This window comes from Streptococcus sp. Marseille-P7375 (assembly GCF_902460365.1).
Lineage (GTDB): Bacteria > Bacillota > Bacilli > Lactobacillales > Streptococcaceae > Streptococcus > Streptococcus cristatus_I.
In genome coordinates this window covers 162,337-184,411 of record NZ_CABPTR010000001.1, presented here as the reverse complement: position 1 = coordinate 184,411, position 22,075 = coordinate 162,337, and the positions used below count along the sequence as shown (strand labels likewise).

18 protein-coding genes and 2 tRNA genes are annotated in these 22,075 nt (G+C 43.9%); 1 reads left to right on the top strand and 19 read right to left on the bottom strand.

Features of this window, described 5'->3' with window-relative positions:
• Positions 1–29: 29 nt before the first annotated feature.
• The 14 genes from lacG to parE form a co-directional block, all read right to left on the bottom strand.
• Positions 30–1,436 (bottom strand): 6-phospho-beta-galactosidase, encoded by a 1,407-nt coding sequence (gene lacG, locus FZ954_RS00940; RefSeq protein WP_125371060.1) that lies wholly within the window; start codon positions 1,434–1,436, stop codon positions 30–32.
• A gap of 231 nt (positions 1,437–1,667) precedes the next feature.
• Entirely contained in the window at positions 1,668–3,374 is a 1,707-nt protein-coding gene (locus FZ954_RS00930; protein WP_148876309.1) for a lactose-specific PTS transporter subunit EIIC, read from the bottom strand.
• A complete protein-coding gene (gene lacF, locus FZ954_RS00925; protein ID WP_125371058.1) occupies positions 3,374–3,691 on the bottom strand; it encodes a PTS lactose transporter subunit IIA in 318 nt (105 codons plus the stop codon). Before lacF ends, FZ954_RS00930 begins: the two co-directional genes overlap by 1 nt.
• 24 nt (positions 3,692–3,715) lie before the next feature.
• Positions 3,716–4,549: a PRD domain-containing protein gene (locus FZ954_RS00920; protein ID WP_148876306.1), complete on the bottom strand. Its 834-nt coding sequence runs from the start codon at positions 4,547–4,549 to the stop codon at positions 3,716–3,718.
• 425 nt (positions 4,550–4,974) lie between these two features.
• A complete protein-coding gene (locus tag FZ954_RS00915) occupies positions 4,975–5,340 on the bottom strand; it encodes a hypothetical protein (protein ID WP_125371056.1) in 366 nt (121 codons plus the stop codon).
• Positions 5,341–5,344: 4 nt separating this feature from the next.
• Complete coding sequence (locus FZ954_RS00910; protein WP_187423302.1) at positions 5,345–6,082, bottom strand: matrixin family metalloprotease; 738 nt, start codon at positions 6,080–6,082, stop codon at positions 5,345–5,347.
• A gap of 151 nt (positions 6,083–6,233) precedes the next feature.
• Complete coding sequence (gene rpsA, locus FZ954_RS00905) at positions 6,234–7,427, bottom strand: 30S ribosomal protein S1 (protein WP_148876301.1); 1,194 nt, start codon at positions 7,425–7,427, stop codon at positions 6,234–6,236.
• Between the two features lie 163 nt (positions 7,428–7,590).
• Positions 7,591–7,662, bottom strand: a tRNA-Gln gene (locus FZ954_RS00900).
• A 9-nt stretch (positions 7,663–7,671) separates the two neighbouring features.
• Positions 7,672–7,752: transfer RNA gene (locus FZ954_RS00895), tRNA-Tyr, on the bottom strand.
• A gap of 50 nt (positions 7,753–7,802) precedes the next feature.
• Positions 7,803–8,033, bottom strand: coding sequence for a DUF2969 domain-containing protein (locus FZ954_RS00890; RefSeq protein ID WP_125388101.1), 231 nt, complete (start codon positions 8,031–8,033; stop codon positions 7,803–7,805).
• A 93-nt stretch (positions 8,034–8,126) separates the two neighbouring features.
• Positions 8,127–9,230 (bottom strand): branched-chain amino acid aminotransferase, encoded by a 1,104-nt coding sequence (locus FZ954_RS00885; protein ID WP_148877622.1) that lies wholly within the window; start codon positions 9,228–9,230, stop codon positions 8,127–8,129.
• A 62-nt stretch (positions 9,231–9,292) separates the two neighbouring features.
• Positions 9,293–11,743, bottom strand: coding sequence for a DNA topoisomerase IV subunit A (parC, locus tag FZ954_RS00880; protein ID WP_148876299.1), 2,451 nt, complete (start codon positions 11,741–11,743; stop codon positions 9,293–9,295).
• 950 nt (positions 11,744–12,693) lie between these two features.
• Positions 12,694–13,506, bottom strand: coding sequence for an aminoglycoside 6-adenylyltransferase (locus FZ954_RS00870; RefSeq protein WP_148876294.1), 813 nt, complete (start codon positions 13,504–13,506; stop codon positions 12,694–12,696).
• A 104-nt stretch (positions 13,507–13,610) separates the two neighbouring features.
• Positions 13,611–15,554 carry a DNA topoisomerase IV subunit B gene (gene parE / locus FZ954_RS00865; protein ID WP_148876291.1) on the bottom strand — a complete coding sequence of 648 codons (1,944 nt, stop codon included), beginning with the start codon at positions 15,552–15,554 and terminating at the stop codon, positions 13,611–13,613.
• Positions 15,555–15,776: 222 nt separating this feature from the next.
• Here parE and plsY point away from each other — a divergent pair, with 222 nt between their 5' ends.
• Positions 15,777–16,421, top strand: coding sequence for a glycerol-3-phosphate 1-O-acyltransferase PlsY (gene plsY / locus FZ954_RS00860; RefSeq protein WP_125371047.1), 645 nt, complete (start codon positions 15,777–15,779; stop codon positions 16,419–16,421).
• Between the two features lie 181 nt (positions 16,422–16,602).
• Here the strand turns inward: plsY and nt5e are convergent, their stop codons facing one another.
• The 5 genes from nt5e to FZ954_RS00830 all read right to left on the bottom strand — a co-directional run bounded on the left by nt5e (position 16,603) and on the right by FZ954_RS00830 (position 22,035).
• Positions 16,603–18,843, bottom strand: a complete 2,241-nt coding sequence (nt5e, locus tag FZ954_RS00850) for a cell surface ecto-5'-nucleotidase Nt5e (RefSeq protein WP_148876287.1) — start codon at positions 18,841–18,843, stop codon at positions 16,603–16,605.
• Between the two features lie 141 nt (positions 18,844–18,984).
• Complete coding sequence (locus FZ954_RS00845; protein ID WP_148876285.1) at positions 18,985–20,253, bottom strand: dihydroorotase; 1,269 nt, start codon at positions 20,251–20,253, stop codon at positions 18,985–18,987.
• 12 nt (positions 20,254–20,265) lie between these two features.
• Positions 20,266–20,730: an 8-oxo-dGTP diphosphatase gene (locus FZ954_RS00840; RefSeq protein ID WP_125373493.1), complete on the bottom strand. Its 465-nt coding sequence runs from the start codon at positions 20,728–20,730 to the stop codon at positions 20,266–20,268.
• 8 nt (positions 20,731–20,738) lie between these two features.
• Positions 20,739–21,392, bottom strand: a complete 654-nt coding sequence (locus FZ954_RS00835) for a uracil-DNA glycosylase (protein WP_148876283.1) — start codon at positions 21,390–21,392, stop codon at positions 20,739–20,741.
• Positions 21,393–21,402: 10 nt separating this feature from the next.
• Entirely contained in the window at positions 21,403–22,035 is a 633-nt protein-coding gene (locus tag FZ954_RS00830; RefSeq protein ID WP_125371043.1) for a hypothetical protein, read from the bottom strand.
• Between the last annotated feature and the right edge of the window lie 40 nt (positions 22,036–22,075).

The window sequence follows — 22,075 nt, the reverse complement described above, 5'->3', positions numbered from 1 at the left end:
ATAGAGTTCAATTCTATCGGCTTTATTTCCTATTCAATCATTTGCGTTTCGGCTAGTTTCTTATACCAGTGAGCGGATTTCTTCGGATAGCGTTTCTGCGTTTCGAAATCTACGTAGAATAAGCCGTAGCGTTTTTCATAACCGTTAGACCAAGAAAAGACATCCATCAGAGACCAGATAAAGTAGCCCTTGACATTAGCCCCATCCGCAATCGCATCGGATAAAACTTCCAAATGCTGCTTGACATAGTCAATCCGAGCATCGTCGTAAACTGTATTGTCCACAAATTCATCTTTATAACCCAGACCATTTTCTGTGATATAAATCTTCTTGTAGTTTGGATAATCCTTCTTAATCCGCATGATTTGATCATAAAGACCTTGCGGATAGATAATCCAATCCCAATCGGTTTTTGGTATATGGGTCGGCGATTCTCTGCGACCTACCCCCTTAATCTGGTACTTGGAGCTTCCCTTTTCGCCTTTTCCGTTATGGATAATTTCAGTTTCACCGTCAAAGTCGCGCATCCAGTCACTCATATAGTAGTTGATGCCAAGGAAGTCATTGAGGTCTTTGGCTGCTTCTAAAGACACAAAGTCTTCATCACGTAAGTCGAGCTGGCCACCATTGACCTTAAGGATATGATTAACTCCTGCCAGAGTTACATCTGAATAGTGCCCCAGATAAGTCGCATCTAGGATAAATTTGTTATGAATAATATCTTCCAACTCTGCCGCTCTGACATCTGCTGGATTTTCTGGATCGTAAGGATATTTTGTTGGAAGTGCATGAACAACACCAATTTCACCCTTGTAGCCCTTGTCCTTATAGAGCTTAACAGCACGGGCATGAGAAACCATCATGTTATGATGGGATTGGAAAACCTTGGCCAAGTCATACTGAATACCCGGAGGAAATTTTCCGACTAAGTACTGACCATCACCAATGGGACCAATTTCATTGAAAGTTGTCCAATAGCGAACTTCTGGAAATTCTTCAAAACAGAAAGCTGCATAGTCCACAAAGTGCTCAATATTTTCCCGATTGAGGAAATCTCCATTTGAATGAAGAGCCTCTGGTGTATCAAAGTGGTGAAGGGTCACAAAAGGTTCTACATGACGCTTGTGACATTCTGCGAAAAGATTATGATAAAATTCCACACCTTTTGGATTGACCTCGCCATAGCCTGTCGGGAAAATCCGTGACCAAGCAATGGAGATCCGAATCCCATTGACGCCATACTCTTCAGCCAATTTCAGATCCACAGGGTATTTGTGGTAAAAGTCACTGGCAGGTTCTGCCGTGTACCAGTAGTTATCCTCTAGGTACTTATCCCAGGCAACAGGTCCTTTTCCATCTGTGTGGGTTGCTCCCTCAGCTTGATAGGCCGCTGTTGCACCACCGAAAATAAAATCTTTAGGTAAGCTTTTTGTCATCTTATTTTCCTTTCAATAACATTTGGAGAGTGGGACAGAAATCGGTAATTCGTTAGAATTCGATTTCGTCGTCCCACCTCCGCACAGTTGAGTAGGGCTATAAAAGCTGATGAAATCAGCGTAGTAGAGCCCACTCAACCACTGCGTCTTGCTCGACAATCCAAAGACAATTGAGAGGCTAGGACTTTTGTCCCAAACTCTATCAAGTTGCTTCATCTCACATAAACAGATTTAGTTCTTGAATTGCTCCTGAACGAAGGCCAGTGCTCCTTTGCCATCACGGGTTAGTTTGATGTATTGGGCGCCTTCGGTCTTAGCTAGCTTGATACCCAATTTATCCGTTTCAGCCTTCATGTCTTCAAAGTTGGAGGCAACTTGAGGAGCCAGGATAACTAGGTCAAACTCAGGCAGCATTTCACGGTGAGCACCGTAGCCACCCGCTGCTGCTTTGACAGGAACATTGTATTCAGCTGCTGCTTTATTCAAAGCGTTGGCCAGCAACCCACTAGTACCACCACCCGCACAGAGCACCAGAACATTGGTTTCTTCGCTAATATTGTTTTGAGCTGGAGCTTCTGCATCTACTCCTGCTTTTTCAAGGATAGCATCCGCTTTAGCAGTATTAAAGTTAGCTGCTACTTTTTCTTTAAGAGCATCGTTCGCTTTGCCAGAACGTTCTTCTTCTAGGATTTGTTCGTCATAAACCTTGACAAATGGATAGTAAATAATCACATCCACTACGACAAGAAGGGCCGCTAGTACAAAGGACAGAAGCTGGAAGTTGGTCCCCAGCACAATTCCCAGAGGTCCAGGTGTCACCCAAGGAAGGTTGGCTGAGAAGGAGTTCATGTTTAAAGTATCAACAAAGAATTTGAAAATCCATACGTTTGCGATAGGTGCAAAGATAAATGGAATGAAGAAAATCGGATTCAGTACGATTGGAGCACCAAAAAGAATCGGCTCATTAACACCAAAGAAGGTTGGGACAACAGATGCCCGTCCAATCGCACGGTTGCGCTCAGACTTACAGATCCACATGAAGAGGAATGGAACAATCAAGGTCGCACCAGTACCACCCATGGTCACGATGAACATTTGAGTACCAGAAGTGATGACCTTATCCGCATGCTGACCAGCTTGAAGCAAGGCCAAGTTAGCATCGATATTGGCATAAGTAATGGCAGCAATGGCAGGCTCAACGATAGACGGACCGTGAATTCCCACGAACCAGAAGAAAGCATAAGCACCAAAGATAAGCGTGATTCCCAGATAGCCATCTGCCGCTGAGAAAAGCGGAGCAAGAAGTGTTCCAATGGATTCAGCAACGGTTACTCCCAGACTTGCTTTAACAAGCAGTTCCAGACCGTAGAGCAGAACGACTGAAACAGTAAATGGAATCAAGTCTTTAAATACTTGCGAGATATTTGGTGGAACTTCTTCAGGCATGCGGATGGTGACATTATTTTTCACACAAACTTTGTAGACATTAACTGTAACAAAGGCTGCGATGAAAGCTGTCAAAAGACCTTTTGTTCCCATAAAGGCTGTCAGGAAACCACCATCCTTGGCAGGCTCAGCGGCCATGAGGAGGAAGCCGACCATAGAAGCCAGCATAGTAGATAAGAAGTTAATCTGGTTTGTAGCAGGCAGGCTGCGATTGACAGAGTCCGTCAAAGCCTTTGCAGTGGTCCCGCCCACAAAGAAAGCCAGAATCCCCATTGAATAGCTATAAGGGGTCATTAAGAAAGTTTCAATATCCTTAGACCAGTGGAAACCCCAAGCATTTGGCACATAGGCAATCAAGATAAAGATAGATGAGAAGAGGATAACTGGCATACCAGCGATAAAGCCATCCCGAATAGCACGGAGATAGATATTCCGAGAAATCTTCTCAAAGAAAGGCTTCCCTTTCTCAATAAGTCCGATGAGTTTGTTCATTATTTTACTCCTCTTTTGTATAGTTCAATCATGTGTTTCATCAAATCCTTAAGCAACAAGGTTGTCATCAAGTGGTCTTGGCCGTGCATCATCGTCACGCTATAAGCCAAGTCCTCACCAGCAGCTTCTTTGGTCAAAAGGCTGGTCTGAGCATGGTGCGCTTCGACAATACAAGCATTGGCTTCTTCCACCAAACTTTCTGCGCGGTCAAATTCTCCAGCCTGAGCTGCATTTAGTGCTTCCAGCAACTTGGAGCGAGCGTCACCTGCGTAGGCTACGATTTCAAAACCAAGTAATGTTACTTCTTCTCTATTCATGATAGATCCTCCTTTTAATGTTCCTTATAATAATCGTTGAATATGCAAGACCAGATAAACTCGCTCACTATGATACAAGTCTATTCCAGTTTTCTGGGCAATAATCTCATAAAGACTACTTCCGATTTGATAAGCTTTGGGATAGGTCAGTTTAATCTGACTTTCCATTTCTAACAGTGAAACGTTGTCATCTCGGCTTCTGTCTAAGTAATCTAAGAAGTAATTGAGATGAATCATAAATCGGTCATAGAAGTTGCTATTCTCCGATGTTCTTTTAATTCCCTGCTTTCTCAGCTCTTCTTCTACAGCGGCTAGAATTTCCTTCCGCTGATCTAAATGACTCTGCCCTGCTGGACTGGAGACCCCTTCTGCATTGATAAAGTGATAGGCGATTCTGTTTATTTCATCGTCTGGAAATGCTTCTAAGAGTCGTTCCCGATAAATAGCCACTGCTTCTTGCGCGATTTGATAAGGAGTGGGATATTTATCTGAAGCATCTGGTAGGTCACTCTCCTTGTACCGCCCCTGCTGAAGTGCTTGATAAGAACAGTAGATATGGTCCGTCAGTGTGACATAGATATACTCCTGGACTGGGTAATGGTATTTCTTGGAAAGCGTGTCAATCACATCATAGGTCACTGTGATAAAGTCCAGCGGAACATCTTTGAGCAAGGCCACAAAGTTTTCCTTGGACTCTTCCGTTCTCATACGAAAGACTTTCTCAATCTTACTTTCCAGAACAGGATCACCCTTTTTCTTATTGAATGCTATACCACTACCAATCAGAACAACCTCTTCACCATTTTCATGTTTGGCTAGAGCAACATTGTTATTCATAGGAAGTATGATTCGATACATAGTTCCCTCCTTATCATTTTCTTGGGTTTTCGTGAAATAAAAATGACCGCAAATAAACGGAAAATACAAGAGCACTTGCCTCTTCCAATTCATTTGCGGTCACGCCTAATCCAACTTAGTAACGCTCACCCTATTCAATTTATGGTTTCATTATAGCACATCAAAATGTGAATGTAAACCCTTTCTTTTGCTTTTTTTAAAAATATTTTTTAGAAGCCTTTTTTTACTAAGCATGACCAACGCTCATCAAGCTTTTCAAACTTGAATCCTCGACTTTAGATAAAAGTAGGAGCCAAGAGCAGAAAGTGCAAGACTTCATAAAAACTTCTTGGAAAGCTTGCACTGAACTTGCCATGAAAAACTTGCTCTCGCTCAATTAAGTCTCTTCATGTCAAAAGTTTTTTCTTCTATAAATTACTTGTAGTTTACAGAAAACTAGCTAAAACTTCTTGATTTTGCATAACCAAGTAAATACCCAGCAAAATAATCAAAACAAAAAGACTTAGTTTTATCATCCCCTTGACAAAACGAACAATCCATAGAATAATCATGGAACCAATCAGCCACATAATGGCTGAATGCTGGAAAAATCCTTGAACTGTCTCAACATTCTCGCCAAAGAAGGCCTGAATGGGCGCTGGAACATGACTTTCCCAAGCTGCTGTCACGCCTAGCTGGTTAGCAATGTCGCTGCCGCTTTTCCACAGCCAAGCAAAAATGCCTGAGTTAAAAAGAAAAAGGAAAACTTGCTCTGGGAAGCGTCTAATAATATTAAAAATCGATCTTAGCATACCTTTATGATTGATACAAGTCTTTTACAGCCTGGATATCTATCGGCTGAATGCTATAAAATGAGCCTGCCGACTGCATCACTGATTCCTCCTCATTATGGTCTAATCCGATAGCATGGCCCAATTCGTGAGCTGCTGTATTGACAATCCGCTCATGAGAATAACCATAGCGTCTGTCCAGCAAGTAGTAACTATTAAGACGAACAGTCACATGAGTAAATCGTTTGGTGAGGAGATTGGTCTGCGACTCAGCCTCACCAGCTGCACTGACATTACCGTCATTCATCTCCGTCGCAACAATGTCCGCCTTGTCTTTATCATTGATGATTTGAAAGGTGAAGGCACCTGTCTGATTCCAAGCATCGATGGCCTCCTGATAGGCTGAACGAAAAGTTTCATTAGCGGTATCGATATATACCGTAGCACTAGCCTGCGCCCAACGAGCTCCCGTCCCTGTATGCTCATCTGTCAGCTGATGGGACTGCATTCCTTCACTAGTCTGAAGGCCAGTGGAAAGTCCTTGATGCGTTAAGAATTGATCCACTTGAGTAACAGTAGTTCGAAGAGCCTGCGATAATCCCTCTGCCCCCGTCTCTGTCGAAGTAGTAAAATAAAAAACACCTACAAGAACAAGGAAACTGAGTGCCACAGACCAAATAAGCCCCCAGATGAGCCGCCAAGCCAAGCGAACTATAAATCTAATAGAATTGAAAATAAACTTCACGGCAGGCTCCTTTCTCATAGAATGCACGAGAGATTTAGTCTAGCATCTTTCGCTTAAATAAAACTGAACATGCATAAAGAGCAAGTATCGCAATAAATGACTCGGATACAAAGTCCCACTTGAAAAGACGAAAAAAGAAGCTGAAAAACTCAGCCTCTTCTTAAGTAAATTACAATTCGATATCACCGAAAAGATCAGCCATTGAGAAACCAGTTTGAGTTTCTGGAAGCTCGAAGTCACGTTTTTCTTGACGACGTGGACGAGATTGACGTTTTTCTTCTTTTTGGCCTTCTTCTTGAGCTGGACGCTCTTCAAGAGCCTTGATAGAAAGTGATACACGCTCAGCAGCAGCATTCACTTCAAGAACTTTAACAGTTACTTCTTGACCAACTTTAAGAGCATCTTTTGGATTTTCAACACGTTTGTGTGAAATTTGTGAGATGTGAACAAGTCCGTCGATACCTGGCAATACTTCAACGAAAGCACCGAAGTCAGTCAAACGTTTTACTGTACCTTCAACTACATCGCCAGCAGCAAGTTTTTGTTCAACACCATCCCATGGTCCAGGAGTTGTAGCTTTAAGTGAAAGAGACACGCGGCCTTCTTCTTCGTTCAAATCAAGAACTTTTACTTCGATTTCGTCACCAACTGAAACAACAGATTTTGGTGAAACGTTGCGCTCGTGAGAAAGTTCAGTCAAGTGAACCAAACCATCAACACCACCAAGGTCAATGAAAGCACCGAAGCTTGTGATGCGCGCAACTTTACCAGTTACAACATCACCAACATTCAATTTACCAAATACTTCTGCACGCGCTGCTGCAGCTTCTGCTTCTACAACTTCACGACGTGAAAGGATGAAGCGGTTTTCTTTTGGATCTACTTCTTTGATCTTAGCATCAAATTCTTGACCTACAAAACGTTCAGTGTTGCGAACGAAACGAGTATCGAGCATTGAAGCTGGAATAAATCCACGAAGTCCTTCAAACTCAACAGAAAGTCCACCTTTAACAGCACGAGTGCCCTTAACAGTAACAACTTCTTCTTCACGACCAACCAATTTGTCCCATGCTTTGCGAGCTTCTAAACGTTTTTTAGATACTAGGTAAGTAACTGTATCTGTATCTTTACCTACTACTTGACGAAGAACAAGCAATTCAAGTGTGTCACCTGGTTTTACAAAGTCATTGATGTCAGCATCACGATCATTTGTCAACTCACGCAGAGTCAAAACCCCTTCAACACCAGTACCAGCAATGGCAACATTAGCTTGGTTAGCATCCACTGTCAATACTTCAGCAGTAACGACATCACCTGGCTCGACTTGGCTAACACTGTTTAGCAAATCTTCAAATTCATTCATCTAAAAAAATCCTCCAACAATCAAGTATACTACTTGACATACTTATAATTATTTTCCTAAGCACCCGCAAACGACATTGATTTATCTTTTACCGTTTTTCACCCTATAAAGAAATAAAATATCCGACGATATTTTATCCTTTATCTGATATATTACCTAAGAACTGGGGTAGCTGGATTCGAACCAACGCATGAGGGAGTCAAAGTCCCTTGCCTTACCGCTTGGCTATACCCCAATGATGAAATGGAGAGAGAGGGATTCGAACCCCCGAACCCGAAGGAGCGGATTTACAGTCCGCCGCGTTTAGCCTCTTCGCTATCTCTCCGACAATCAACGATATCAATTATATCATTAATCTAATAAAAGCGCAAGCCCTTATTTTCCTAAATTGTAGGTTTCAATCAAAGTTTCCACCGCTTTTTCAAGCTTTTTATATAAACTTTCAACATTTCCATTCTTGATAATAGCAAATTGGCCGTCAAACTCGGCAATCTCCCCAATGACCTTTTTCCCAATAGAAAGGGTGTAGCCATCAAATTGGTCAGCGCCAAGTGTCACCTTACTATCCGCAATCTGAATCTCAATTTTTTTATCTTTTTTACTCATTCTTCTACCTCTTTCAAGTTTCTATTTTACACAAAAATAGCAAAGCTGGCAAGTGATTTCCTCAATAAAAAGAGCCTCGAAAGGCTCTTAAAGTTATTCGTCTACTTTTACAATCCAACCTTCTGGAGCTTCTACATCACCAAATTGGATACCAGTCAGCTCATCGTAGAGTTTGCGGGTCACTGGGCCGACTTCTGTTTCACTGTAAAAAACATGGAAGTCATCACCGTGCTGGATTCCTCCAATTGGTGAGATAACAGCCGCAGTACCACAGGCTCCTGCTTCGACAAAGCGATCCAAATTGTCAATTGGAACGTCGCCTTCAATTGGCGTCAATCCTAAGCGGTGTTCTGCCAAGTAAAGCAAGGAATATTTGGTAATGGACGGCAGAATGGACGGGCTCAGCGGAGTCACAAATTCATTGTCCTTGGTGATTCCAAAGAAATTGGCTGATCCGACTTCTTCAATTTTGGTATGAGTTGACGGATCTAGGTAGATAACGTCAGAAAAGTTGCGAGACTTAGCCATCTTACCTGGTAGAAGACTAGCTGCGTAGTTACCACCTACCTTGGCCGCACCCGTACCATGTGGAGCTGCACGGTCATATTCATCTTGGATCAAGAAGTTGGTTGGAACCAAACCACCCTTGAAGTAGTTTCCAACTGGCATAGCAAAAATCGTAAAAATATACTCCTCTGCTGGTTTTACACCGATGATATCTCCGATACCAATCAAAAGGGGACGAAGGTAGAGAGTTCCTCCCGTTCCATATGGCGGTACATATTCTTCATTGGCGCGGACAACAGCCTTACACGCTTCCACAAACATTTCAGTTGAAACTTGTGGCATCAAGAGACGATCGCAAGTGCGTTGCAGGCGCTTAGCATTCTCATCTGGACGGAAAAGCTGGACACTGCCGTCCTTAGTCCGATAAGCCTTTAGACCTTCGAAAGCCTGCTGACCATAGTGAAGACTTGGTGAAGACTCAGAAATATGCAGGGTCGCATCTTCTGTCAGCTTGCCTTCCTCCCACTGACCATTCCGATAATAAGCGATATAGCGATAGGGCAATTTCATATATGAAAAACCAAGATTTTCCCAATCAAGATTTACTGTCATAGTCTTTTTCCTCTTTTCCTTATCTTTCAATTTATAGATACTCCCTATTGTACACCTTTTTCTGAAAAATTCAATCATTATTTTCAATTTTCTGAAAATTTATTTTTTAAAAAACCAGTTCGTATGAACTGGCTTGTTGATTACTTGATATAAGCTGAGAAGACTTCTTCGTCTGAAATAGAATCAGAAATGAAGCTACCGTTGCTGGTGCGCTCAGACAGGCTGAGGTCGGCCAGATTGATTTCATAGGCCGTTCCTTTATTAGAAAGCACCTGCAAAATCTGCTCTTCAATGGCTTCAGCTTCTGTTGTAAAGAGGTCGAAGTCCACTGCTTCGCCATAGACTGGTCCAGCCACAAAGACACGATGCGGCTTGGTCTTAAGCTCTCTCAAAACTTGGAGACCGCGATTTACCCGACTAGTAACAGGAATATCTGCGACTGCCATACGCTTGAGCGAACCGCGCTGCGTCAGGATGTAAAGTGAGTCTGTGTTGGCGATAAAGGCTGCCGCTAGGAGGTCGTCTTTCTTGAGATTGATGGCTTTAACCCCTGCCGCCTTAGCTCCGATTACAGGAACTTCCTCAATATTGAATCGAAGGGCGTAGCCATTCCTAGTCACGAGCATAACATCATCCAGCTTAATCGGCGCCAGAGCAATGACCTGGTCGTCTTCATTTTTCAGCTTGGCAAACTTAAGCGACTTGGACTTGTAGGTCCGCCAAGGACTGAACTCCTTGCGCTCCACTCTCTTGATTTGTCCCAGTTTGGTCGCTGCAAAGTAGGTCCCCTCCTCAAAGTTGTCCAGCAACTCTGCATAGATAACTTCTTCTTTGGTATCGAAGTTATTGATGGTCTGGCTGAGGTGTTCTCCGATTTCTTTCCAGCGGATATCTGACAGTTCATGAACAGGCCGGTAAATAACATTTCCAAGACTGGTGAAAATCAATAAATGCTGAGTCGTCTTGGCTGGACTGACGAAAATCAATCGGTCATCATCACGCTTGCCCATCTCCTCTAGGGTAGAAGCTGAGAAGGAACGCGGACTAGTCCGCTTGATGTATCCAGAACGTGTCACGCTGACATAGGTCTCTTCCTCAACAATGAGACTAGCTGTATCAATCTCGATGGCGTTTGCCGTATCCTGCAGCTCACTGAGACGCGGATTGCCAAACTTCTTCTTGACATCGCGGAGCTCACGCTTCATAAGATTATACATGGTGCGCTCATCGCCGATAATGGCTGCCAGCATGGCAATCTTCTCGCGCAGCTCTGCTTCTTCCTCTTCCAGAACCACTACGTCTGTATTGGTCAAACGGTAGAGTTGGAGAGTGACGATAGCCTCAGCCTGCTCCTCAGTAAAATCATAGCTGACCTTAAGATTTTCCTTGGCGTCTGCTTTGTTTTCAGAAGCACGAATCAGGGCAATCACCTCGTCCAAGATGGAAATAACCCGAATCAGTCCTTCCACGATATGAAGTCGTTTTTCAGCCTTGGCCTTGTCAAAACGGCTGCGAGCCAGAATAATCTCCTTGCGGTGGGCAATATAACTGGTTAAGATTGGCACAATCCCCACCAAACGCGGCGTGAAATTGTCAATAGCCACCATGTTGAAGTTGTAATTGACTTGCAAATCAGTGTATTTGAAAAGATAGTTGAGAATCAGCTCGGTATTAGCGTCTTTCTTGAGCTCAATGGCAATGCGAAGACCGTCACGGTCGGACTCGTCCCGCACCTCAGCAATGCCGGCCACCTTATTATTGACCCGCACATCGTCGATTTTCTTGACCAAGACCGCTTTATTAATCTCGTAAGGAATCTCGGTGATGACGATTTGCTCTTTTCCGCCCTTCAGCTTTTCAATCTCAGTTCTGGAGCGCACCACGACGCGACCTTTGCCAGTCTCGTAGGCTTTCTTAATCTCATCTCGACCTTGGACAATAGCTCCTGTCGGGAAGTCTGGGCCAGGCAGAAACTCCATAAGTTTGTCCACCTTGGCAGACGGATGGTCAATCATATAGATAACCGCGTCAATGACTTCGGCTAGATTATGAGGTGGAATATCCGTCGCATAACCAGCAGAAATCCCAGTTGCTCCATTAACCAAAAGATTAGGAAAGGCTGCCGGCAGAACAGTCGGCTCCTTCTCGGTATCGTCAAAGTTCCAAGCAAAAGGAACGGTATCTTTCTCGATATCCTGCAAAAGATAGCCAGCCATCTCAGACAAGCGTGCCTCAGTATAACGCATAGCCGCCGGCGGATCACCGTCCATGGAACCATTGTTACCGTGCATCTCAACGAGAATCTCACGGTTTTTCCAATCCTGAGACATACGAACCATGGCATCGTAGATGGAGCTGTCACCGTGGGGGTGGAAATTCCCCATGATGTTCCCGACAGACTTAGCAGACTTACGGTAGCCCTTGTCAAAGGTATTGCCGTCCTTGTTCATCGAATAAAGAATACGACGCTGAACAGGCTTCAAGCCATCGCGAATGTCTGGCAAGGCCCGCTCTTGAATAATGTATTTGGAGTAGCGACCAAAGCGCTCTCCCATGATGTCCTCAAGGGACATGTTTTGAATGTTACTCATATAGGATACAGAGCCCGTAAAATACAAAGTGAAAATAGGAAATTCTTGCAGTGAGCAATGCTCACAAGAGAATTTATCTTTTTCGCACAGTATTTAGGGCGTGTTCAACTCCTTTCAAAGAATGTAGAGTAGTTTTTTATAAAATAAAGGATATTTTACGGAAATTAGTCCCGTGTTCAGTTACTATAAGTAACCAAACTATCCTTTCTGTAGTTTAAATACGTTGTTAAATGGTGGGGAAGGAGTTTTCACGCATCATTTAGGGCGTGTTCTACTCCTTTCAAAGAATGTAGAGTAGATTTTTACATTAAAATTGATACTTAATAAAAATATTTTTAGGTACTATTTAAGTCATTCGAAAACACTTGTTTAGATTAACCAAAAGCAACTATTACCTATGGATTGTTCTTTCTTCTTTGAAGTATGTACAAATATAGACAAGGTAAATAAGAAATTATAGCAGTTAATATCAGCAAGATATTAAATACAAACTTTTGCCCTCGAAATAGCTCCTCCCAATGCATTGTATTAAGATAATGAAAAATTAAACCGAATAAATAACAGATACTTATAGGGAAGACTCTCCACTTGATTGATTTGTATAAATAATATAAGCGTATTGAGTGATAGATTGTGGAAGAAATAAGCATAGGTAAACAAAAATCAATTAGAAAAAAATAAAACCTTAAAGCATCTTGAAACATATCTGTCCGATCTATGGAAAACAACCAAATATTACATATGGTGATAATTACAGGAAAAAATAAACCATAAAATCTTTTGCCAAGTTTATTATTTTGTAAGGCAATATATATTGATAAGATTATGGACACAATCGGAAGAAATGGGAATAACATAGCAAATATTCCAAACATAAGATCCAACATACTATTTCACCTCAATAACTATTATCAACCAAAGTTTTGTTTATCTTGCAAGTGTCTCTGAAACTATTTCAACTTCTCCTCAGCATACTCAATCATCGTCTCTGCGGTTTCTTTGTCATAGTGGAAGCCAGCTTTGAGAGAGAAAGCTTGTGCTTCTTTGTGGAAAAAGTCCATGGTAGTTAAGAGAGACTTGGTGAGGCTTTTCTGGTCAGAAAAGTCAAGCAAGGCCGTAAATTCTTTCTCTTTCTCAGCAGGCAAATACTGAAAGAGGTACTTGTAGTTCTTGCCAACATCAACCGTCCCCTTATCTGCTGCCACTTGCCAAGCTAAAAGCTTGAGCAATTCTTGCTGGCAGATTCCATACAAATGATCCGTCGCATAGATCAGGTGATTTCGACGAATGCCCTTGACTACATAGGCTGACACCCACCAAAATTCATTGCAAGATTTATCAAAATCAATCGCGCTGGCTGGTGCCGTCCAATAGCGCCTAGTCGTCGGTGCATAAGGGGCAAAAAGCCCCTGCGGGTCATCCAGCACCGTGAAATCCGCTTCGCTATCCACCCACTCTTTGATGTGCTCTTTGGAGCAGAGGGTCAAATCGATCCGATTGCCATCTTCAAAAAGCATGAGATAGAGGCGGCGATGGCCTACTAGGACCTGCTGCTCAATCATGCGCTTGCCAAACCCTTCCAACCAAGCAAGGTCAGCCACCAGACCATCCAAATCCTCCACTATGTAGACCACATCGTAGTCTTGGAACTCATCCTTGGGGGCTTTTGGATTTGTCCGCGAGACGGACATGGCGACAGCGTTGACTTGTAGCACTTTTGCAGTTTGCAAAATTAAATCTAGCATTTCGGGTTCAGTTCTCATGGGAATCACACCTTTCACGAAAACACTTAAATTATATAAGTTATGAAACATTAGTAATTAAATGCTAATGAATTCAGAAAATAGTATATAGGGATAGAGTATTACTAAAACGCCGTGGTTTCTTCCAAAGTAAACTTGACATTATCCTCAATCCACTTGCGGCGTGGTTCGACCTTGTCGCCCATGAGGACATTGACACGGCGTTCGGCTCGGGCCAGGTCTTCGATGGTGACACGTATGAGGGTGCGGGTATCGGGATTCATGGTCGTCTCCCAGAGCTGGTCGGCGTTCATTTCACCGAGCCCTTTGTAGCGCTGAAGCATGGCCCCCTTGCCAAACTTGCGGCGCAGGTCATCCAGCTCGCCATCGGTCCAGGCATACTCGACGACTTCGCTCTTGCCCTTGCCCTTGGACATCTTGTAGAGAGGCGGCAGAGCGATATAGACTCGGCCAGCCTCAACCAGTGGGCGCATGTAGCGATAGAAAAAGGTCAGCAGCAAGGTCTGGATATGGGCACCGTCGGTGTCCGCATCGGTCATGATGATGATCTTGTCATAGTTGGCATCCTCAAGGGTAAAGTCTGACCCAACACCCGCTCCAATTGTGTAGATCATGGTGTTGATTTCTTCGTTCTTGAGAATATCAGCCATCTTAGCCTTAGCAGTATTGATAACCTTACCACGCAGAGGCAGGATGGCTTGGAACTTACGGTCACGGCCTTGCTTAGCAGAGCCACCGGCAGAGTCTCCCTCGACCAGATAGAGTTCGTTCTTGGCTGGATTCTTGGACTGAGCCGGAGTCAGCTTACCAGAGAGCAAGCCCTTGTCTTTTTTATTCTTCTTGCCATTTCGGCTTTCGTCACGCGCCTTTCGGGCTGCTTCTCTAGCATCTCTGGCCTTGATAGCCTTGCGGATGAGATTGGAAGCCAGCTCACCATTTTCCAAGAGGAAGAAGGTCAGCTTGTCAGAGACGATGGAGTCCACGGCTGGACGAGCCAAAGGGCTGCCCAGCTTGTCCTTGGTCTGGCCTTCAAACTGGAGGTGTTCTTCTGGGACGAGGATGGACAAGACAGCAGCCAGACCCTCACGATAGTCTGAGCCTTCCAGATTCTTGTCCTTTTCCTTGAGCAAGCCCGTCTTTCTGGCATAGTCGTTCATGGCCTTGGTAATTGCGGTCTTGAGTCCCGTCTCATGGGTACCACCGTCCTTGGTGCGGACGTTATTGACAAAGGACAGGATATTGTCAGAGTAGCCGTCGTTGTACTGGAGAGCCACCTGGACTTGGAAGCCACTCTCCTCGCCCTCGAAATATAGGACAGGAGTCAGGGTTTCCTTGTCTTCGTTGAGGTAGCTGACAAAGTCTTCAACGCCATTCTCATAGTGAAACTCTACTTCTTCGCCAGTCCGCTCATCGGTCAGCGACAGGCGGACATTCTTGAGCAGGAAGGCTGATTCCTTAAGTCGCTCTGCAATGGTGTTGTACTTAAAGTCCGTCGTTGAAAAAATCGTATCATCCGGCATAAAGGTCACTTTGGTCCCAGACTTGGACTTAGGAGCCGTACCGATTTTCTTGAGCGTAGTGACAGGTTTTCCACCATTTTCAAAACGCTGCTTGTAAACAGCCCCGTCGCGCGTTATTTCCACTTCCAGCCAACTAGATAGGGCATTGACTACAGAGGATCCTACACCGTGGAGTCCACCCGAGGTCTTATAACCACCTTGACCAAACTTCCCTCCAGCATGGAGAACGGTGAAGATGACCTCAACCGTAGGAATGCCCATAGCGTGCATGCCGACCGGCATCCCGCGTCCGTGGTCAGCAACGGTTAGACTGCCGTCCTTGTTGATGGTCACATCGATCCGGTCACCAAAGCCTGACAGGGCTTCATCGACTGCATTGTCCACAATCTCCCAGACCAGATGGTGGAGTCCTGCTCCGTCGGTCGATCCGATATACATCCCCGGACGTTTACGGACCGCATCCAACCCTTCTAATACCTGAATGGCATCGTCATTATAATTGTTAATATTGATTTCCTTTTTTGCCACAAGGAACCTCCTGCATGATAGTCATCCTTATTATCTTACAAGTTTTTGGTAAATTTTGCAAAGCTTTTTTCTACAAAATACCCTTTAAAGACCGATAGAATCTGGATTTTAAGTGATTTTGGAGAAAGGCAGCCTAGCTGCAAGCGTCAGACTAGACAATTCACTTAAAATATTCTTATCATAGTCCTTTGTCCAAGTTCCAAATCATGGTATAATAAAATCATGATGAACACGATAATTGGATTATTACTAGCATATTTACTGGGCTCCATTCCGACAGGTCTGTGGATTGGACAGATTTTCTTTAAAAAGAACCTCCGCGAATACGGTAGTGGCAATACCGGCACGACCAATACTTTCCGGATTTTGGGTAAGACGGCCGGCACTGCCACCTTTACCATTGACTTTTTCAAAGGTACACTGGCAACGCTGCTGCCGCTTTTCCTACATATTGAAGGGATTTCACCACTGATTTTTGGCCTCTTGGCTGTGATTGGACATACCTTCCCAATCTTTGCTGGCTTTAAGGGTGGCAAAGCCGTAGCGACTAGTGCAGGAGCTGTTCTGGGCTTCTCACCCGCTTTCTTTGTCTATCTGATATTGGTCTTTGTGACAACCCTCTATCTGGGAAGTATGATTTCCCTCGCCAGTGTGATTTCTGCAAGCGTGGCTATCCTGTCTGTCTTGATTTTTCCTGCTTTAGGCTTTATCCTACCTAGCTATGATTTCCTCTTTACCCTGATTATCATTCTCTTAGCAGCTATTATCATCCTTCGCCATCGGGACAATATCCAGCGAATTCGAAATAAAACTGAAAACCTAATCCCTTGGGGCATCAACCTGACCAAGCAAAATCCAAAAAAATGAGAGTGGGACAGAAATCGATAATTCGTTAGAATTCGATTTCGTCGTCTCACCTCCGCACAGTTGAGTAGGGCTGTAAATGCTGATGAAATCAGCGTAGTATAGCCCACTCAACCACTGCGTCTTGCTCGACAATCCAAAAAAACAATTGAGAGGCTAGGACTTTTGTCCCAGCCTCATTTTTTTAATCTTTTTGAGTTTTTTTCAGACCTGCTGCACCCAGCATTCCGAATACCAAGCCAAACATAGAAAGAAGGAAAGGATTCTTGCTTCCTGTTTTCGGAAGAGTTCCTTGTTTGCTTGCTAGTTCTGTCGGACGAACCTGTGCTGGAGCTTGATAAGTTGCCTTATTTGCTGCTGGCTGAGCTGTATTTGGCTTCTCAACAGAAGGTTGTTCTTGTGGTTTTGTCTCAGGCACAACTGGATGATTAGGTTGGCTTGGAACCACTGGATTGATTGGATTTGTTGGATTTGTCGGATTAGTTGGGTTTGTTGGATTGGTAGGATTTGCTGGGTTGCTTTGTCCAGGCTTAGAAGCGGCATCTTTTGGATCAGTGCCCTGCTGGATTTCCTCGATATCTGTGTAACCATCTCCATCTGTATCCTTGCTAGCAGACATAGAAATCGTGCGAGAATTTGGATTAATTGCTGCATAGGCTGTCAAATCTGCACTTTCCAGATATTCTGCAAAGGCCACGTCCATAGATGGACCTTCCTCACGCGCACCACCTAGCATGGTATAACCATCACCACCTGCTGCTAGGAAGTCATTGGTTGTCAGGTAATAGGTCTTAGCCAAGTCAAGGGCTTCATAAGCACCTGTTTCTTTGTTTTTGATTTCAATGCGAAGGATCCGTTTCTCTGCTGGCAGAGTTGTGTCATAGTAAACTTTGGCACCAGAGACTTGCAAGAAACCGCCGCTTGGCTCTAGCAATGGTTGGCCGTTTTCATCCAAGACAGGTTTTCCATCTTTTTCTTGCAGAATGGAACCCAAAGATTTGGCAAACATATCTGCGATATTCTGACCAGTTACCTTGATTTGAGAAATGGTATTTCCAAAAGGCAATACAGCGATGACACTTCCCTTTGTGATTGGCTTGTCTTTGGCAATGGTTTCCCGTAGGCCGCCACCGTTGGTCACAGCCAAGTCTGTTTTATTGGCAAAGCCTGTCTGTCCGTATTTGTAAAGGGCATCTGCTACCACATTCCCCAGATTGGTTTCTCGAACGCGGACATTTTCACGGTCCCCGTTAAGCTCAACAGGGCTATTAGCTACGATTACCTTGGCATTTTCTGCATCGTATTTTTCCTTGATCTTCTTGACCATCTCTGCTACAACTGGGTCTGGACTAGCTTTTTTAGCTGTTGCAGCTGGGATTTGCTGAGGATTGCCCAGAAGTTGGTTGGCCTTGAAAGTAACTTTACCGATATTATGCAAATAACTACCAGTCTGGTTGTAGGTTACATTTTCACCATAAGTAGTGGACTCTACTGTGTGAGAATGGCCGTCAATCACTGTTACGCGCTTGCCCTTCAGCTTGGCATTTTTAGAAAGAGCTTCAGCCAAGGTAGAACCGCGCCATTCAACTGGTGTCGTAGTATCCACACCCAAGTGAGCCAGAACGACATAGTTTTTGTAAGTCTTGCCTTCAGCTGCTGCACGCGCTTCAACTTCGTCAATCACCCGATTAACCTCTGTAATTGGATCCGCGAAAGTCACACCTTGAATATTTTTTGGGTGAGTTTTTGTAGCCGTCTCAGGAGTGGTCACCCCGATCACAACAAATTCATCACCTTCTACATTCTTATCTTTGTCCACAATGGTTGATGCTTGGAACACACGGGCATTGTTGGCATAGGTATTAGCACTGAGAAGTGGGAAATTAAGGATTTCTTTATATTTTTTAGCTTCATCCAAACCGAAGTCAAATTCATGGTTGCCGACCGCCATAGCGTCATAGCCGATTTCATTGAGGATCTTCGCGCGCTCTTCCCCTTTGGAGCTGTTAGAAATTGGCAGACCTTGGAAAGCATCTCCTGCATCTACGACCAGCGTTTGAGGATTTTTCGCACGTTCTTCCTTGATAACTGTTGCAAGTTTGGCATCTCCGATAACACCTTTTTCTTCGACGATACGACCGTGCACATCGTTTGTATGAAGAATGGTAGCTTCAGGCAAGCTTGCGTCGGACGCTCCTGATACATCTTGAGCATTAGCTGCGATGGCCGCATTAACACTAGCTTCATCGGCAGAAACTCCACCTGCTTGCGCCAAATCCGTTTCAACCGATTTTTGAGCTGGTTCGTTCACATTTGCCACAGCAGTTGCTGGCTGAACCTCATCCGCAGCAACTTGATGGTCCAAAAAGGCAGGTGCCAACAGAACCGTAGACAAAACAGGTAAAATAAGATGCTTCTTTTTCATAAATAAAAGCTCCAGTCTATGTTTTTTCTACTATTATACTGTTTTTATTGTAAAAAGGGAATGCCTTTTCAAAGAATCCTTCTTCTTAATACGAAAAACGTTCCAAAATGACATGGAACGTTGACTTTCTATGAATATCTACTAGTCTTGGAAGACGATTTCTCCATCGCAGATGGTATATTTGACTTGGCCTTTCAGCTCTTCTCCAACAAAAGGTGAATTGGCTGCCTTGGAGGCAAAATGGTCGGAAACCAGACGGTCAGCTTTAGGATCAAAAATAGTGATATCCGCTGGGCCTTCTTCGGCTAGAAAGCCAGCATTAAAATCATAGAGACTAGCTGGATTGACCGTCATCTTTTCTAAGAGCTCCATGAGGCTAAGATGACCTGCTTCTACCAGATAGGTTAGCCCTAGAGAAAGCGAGGTCTCAAGACCAGTCATACCAGAAGGCGCTTTAGTGATGTCTTCAATATTTTTCTCGTCAGCATGATGTGGAGCATGGTCCGTTGCAATGACAGAAATAACACCAGATTTGAGCCCCTCGATAACCGCCAAGCGGTCCGATTCTAAGCGCAGAGGCGGATTCATCTTAGCATTGCTGCCCTTGGTCAATAGCAGAGCTTCTGTCTTAGAGAAGTGCTGAGGTGCTGCTTCAGCGGTGACTTGAGCACCTAGCTTCTGAGTGAATTCCACTACCTTTACACTCTCAGCCTTGGACAAGTGCTGGATATGCACATGAGCCTTGGCATCATAAGCAATCATAACATCACGGGCAATCATACTGTATTCTGCCACACCTGTCGCGCCACAGATATGAAAATGCTCTTTGGCAATATGCTCATTGAAACCAAGGATGCCGTTGAGATTTGGGTCTTCCTCGTGTAAGCTGATAAAAGTATCATTTTTGCGTGCTTCTATCAGGGCTTGGCGGACAATGCCAGCGTTGGTCAGCGGAATACCGTCATCAGAAAAACCTACTGCACCAGCTGCCAAAAGACCTTGGAAATCTGTCAGATGCTGCCCATCAAAATTCTCTGTAATTGTTGCAACCGACTTGATATGGATATTTTCCCGACTGGCTGACTCCAGCACTTCCTGCAGGGTTTCAACTGTAGAAATGGTCGGATTGGTATTGGCCATCATAACAACCGTTGTAAAACCGCCCGCTGCCGCTGCCAAAGCCCCCGTATGAATATCTTCCTTATGAGTCTGGCCTGGCTCCCGGAAATGAACGTGAATGTCGACCAAACCGGGGGCAACGACCAAACCACTGGCATCTAGGACTTGGGCATCAGCCGCTTCCAGATTTAGGCCAATTTTGACAATTTTCTTGCCCTCCACCAGCACATCGCACACTTGATCCAGACCAGACTTAGGATCCATTACACGGCCATTCTTGATTAGTAGCATTTTGTATCTCCTTTATTTGTAAAAATCGACCTGCGTGTCGAGCAGTTTATCCCCGTCATAAACAAACTTTGCAGAAAAGAAAGGCTTATCTTCTAAAAGCCACTCAACAAAGGTATGATCTCCTTCCCAAGTCGGCTTTGAAAGCACCTGATCGTAAGGCACCCATTCCAGCGTCCCTTCATTGCAATCAATCAACTCTCCTTCAAACTCCGTTACCTTGAAAACATAGGTGTACCAATCCAAGTCGGGAGTGAATTCTGGAAAAGTAATAACACCTTTTAGGACAGGCTTGGCCTTTAGACCTGTTTCCTCTAGAATTTCACGTGCCGCGCATTCCTGCGGGGTTTCTCCTCGCTCTAACTTACCACCGACTCCAATCCATTTCCCTGCATGGACATCGTTGGGCTTTTTGTTGCGGTGCAGCATGAGAAACTCCCGCCCATTATCGATATAACAAATCGTTGCTAACTGAACCATATTACCTCCTAAGCTAACCAATCGATTGGCTCCAAGCTCTTAGTCACCAAGAAATCATTGGTCCGTGAAAAGGGTTTGCTGCCAAAGAAGCCACGGTAGGCAGACAGCGGACTTGGGTGAGCCGACTCGATAATCAAATGTTGGGAATTGCTAATCAGGGCTTTTTTCTTGCGGGCGTAAGACCCCCATAGTATAAAGACAACTGGATCTGACTTTGCATTGACAACCTTGATAATCGCATCTGTAAAAGGCTCCCAGATTAAACCTGCATGCGCATTGGCCTGACCAGCAGGCACAGTCAGCCCAGCATTGAGCAAGAGAACACCTTGCTGAGCCCAGGAAGTCAAATCATGCGACTCTTTCACTCCGATATCATCAGCCAGTTCTTTGAGAATATTTTGCAAAGAAGGCGGAGCTGGAATATCATCAGGTACTGAAAAACTCAAGCCCTGTGCCTGTCTTGGTCCGTGGTAGGGATCCTGCCCCAAAATAACCACCTTAACATCCGCTAAATCCGTCGTCTGAATCGCATTAAACACCTTTTCCCGAGGTGGGTAAATGGTCCCTGAAGCATACACTTCGTCTAAAAAATGATTGATTTTTGCAAAATAACCTTCCGGCAGCTGCTCCTTAATCAAAGCGTGCCAAGCTGAATGCTGCATATCTGTCTCCTTACGTCTCGATTTCACGAACTTGTTCATCTAGCTCTATGGCCGGATAATGGTCAGCTAGATAAGTTCTAAAGCGACTCCAATTTTTCTCTTTGTACTTAAGTGGCATAAACTGTTCCCTATAGTCTTGATTTCTGACAATAAGGAAGAACTTCGGCGGCAAAAGAGACTTGCTTTTCTTGCCCTTGTATCGACTATATTTCTGATATTTATTCAAGAAAATCTGCCAAATTTGAGAATCCATCTTCCTAAAACAGAAATAGTTATGATAAGTAATGAGGCAATTCTTATAAATCAAAAGCTTTAATTCTTTGTCATGAAAGTCAGCCTCCTCTTCTATTGTTTCAAAATCAGGAGTTGGAGATAATTCCTCCGTCATTCTTTTAAGATATTTTCTATGCCTGCTGATATGCTCAGTTAATTCAAGAAATCGAACAAAAGCGTAACCAGAAATAATAATTCCACAAACAACCTCTACAAAAGCACTTTTTCTCTCGCTCTTACTTGCTTCTTCCCATACAAATCCACTTCCTATATAATTCAAATAGGAAAAAGCAAAAACAGTCAGCAAGATCAAAAGTAATAGAAAGAAAATTTTATATATAAAATTTAAAAATAAACTTCTCTTTATCATAATATTTTAGAGATAACCTCCTTGGAACAAAGCAATAAGC

Excerpts from the sequence above, each read along its gene's own strand:
- FZ954_RS00845 (WP_148876285.1), bottom strand. The coding sequence starts at position 20,253 with ATGCTACTAATCAAGAATGGCCGTGTAATGGATCCTAAGTCTGGTCTG.
- FZ954_RS00870 (WP_148876294.1), bottom strand. The coding sequence starts at position 13,506 with ATGAGAACTGAACCCGAAATGCTAGATTTAATTTTGCAAACTGCAAAA.
- FZ954_RS00920 (WP_148876306.1), bottom strand. The coding sequence starts at position 4,549 with ATGTATCGAATCATACTTCCTATGAATAACAATGTTGCTCTAGCCAAA.
- parC (WP_148876299.1), bottom strand. The coding sequence starts at position 11,743 with ATGAGTAACATTCAAAACATGTCCCTTGAGGACATCATGGGAGAGCGC.
- lacG (WP_125371060.1), bottom strand. The coding sequence starts at position 1,436 with ATGACAAAAAGCTTACCTAAAGATTTTATTTTCGGTGGTGCAACAGCG.
- plsY (WP_125371047.1), top strand. The coding sequence starts at position 15,777 with ATGATGAACACGATAATTGGATTATTACTAGCATATTTACTGGGCTCC.
- FZ954_RS00910 (WP_187423302.1), bottom strand. The coding sequence starts at position 6,082 with ATGAGAAAGGAGCCTGCCGTGAAGTTTATTTTCAATTCTATTAGATTT.
- nt5e (WP_148876287.1), bottom strand. The coding sequence starts at position 18,843 with ATGAAAAAGAAGCATCTTATTTTACCTGTTTTGTCTACGGTTCTGTTG.
- FZ954_RS00830 (WP_125371043.1), bottom strand. The coding sequence starts at position 22,035 with ATGATAAAGAGAAGTTTATTTTTAAATTTTATATATAAAATTTTCTTT.
- FZ954_RS00890 (WP_125388101.1), bottom strand. The coding sequence starts at position 8,033 with ATGAGTAAAAAAGATAAAAAAATTGAGATTCAGATTGCGGATAGTAAG.
- lacF (WP_125371058.1), bottom strand. The coding sequence starts at position 3,691 with ATGAATAGAGAAGAAGTAACATTACTTGGTTTTGAAATCGTAGCCTAC.
- FZ954_RS00840 (WP_125373493.1), bottom strand. The coding sequence starts at position 20,730 with ATGGTTCAGTTAGCAACGATTTGTTATATCGATAATGGGCGGGAGTTT.
- FZ954_RS00885 (WP_148877622.1), bottom strand. The coding sequence starts at position 9,230 with ATGATTGAATTTTTCAGAAAAAGGTGTACAATAGGGAGTATCTATAAA.
- FZ954_RS00915 (WP_125371056.1), bottom strand. The coding sequence starts at position 5,340 with ATGCTAAGATCGATTTTTAATATTATTAGACGCTTCCCAGAGCAAGTT.
- FZ954_RS00835 (WP_148876283.1), bottom strand. The coding sequence starts at position 21,392 with ATGCAGCATTCAGCTTGGCACGCTTTGATTAAGGAGCAGCTGCCGGAA.
- FZ954_RS00930 (WP_148876309.1), bottom strand. The coding sequence starts at position 3,374 with ATGAACAAACTCATCGGACTTATTGAGAAAGGGAAGCCTTTCTTTGAG.
- rpsA (WP_148876301.1), bottom strand. The coding sequence starts at position 7,427 with ATGAATGAATTTGAAGATTTGCTAAACAGTGTTAGCCAAGTCGAGCCA.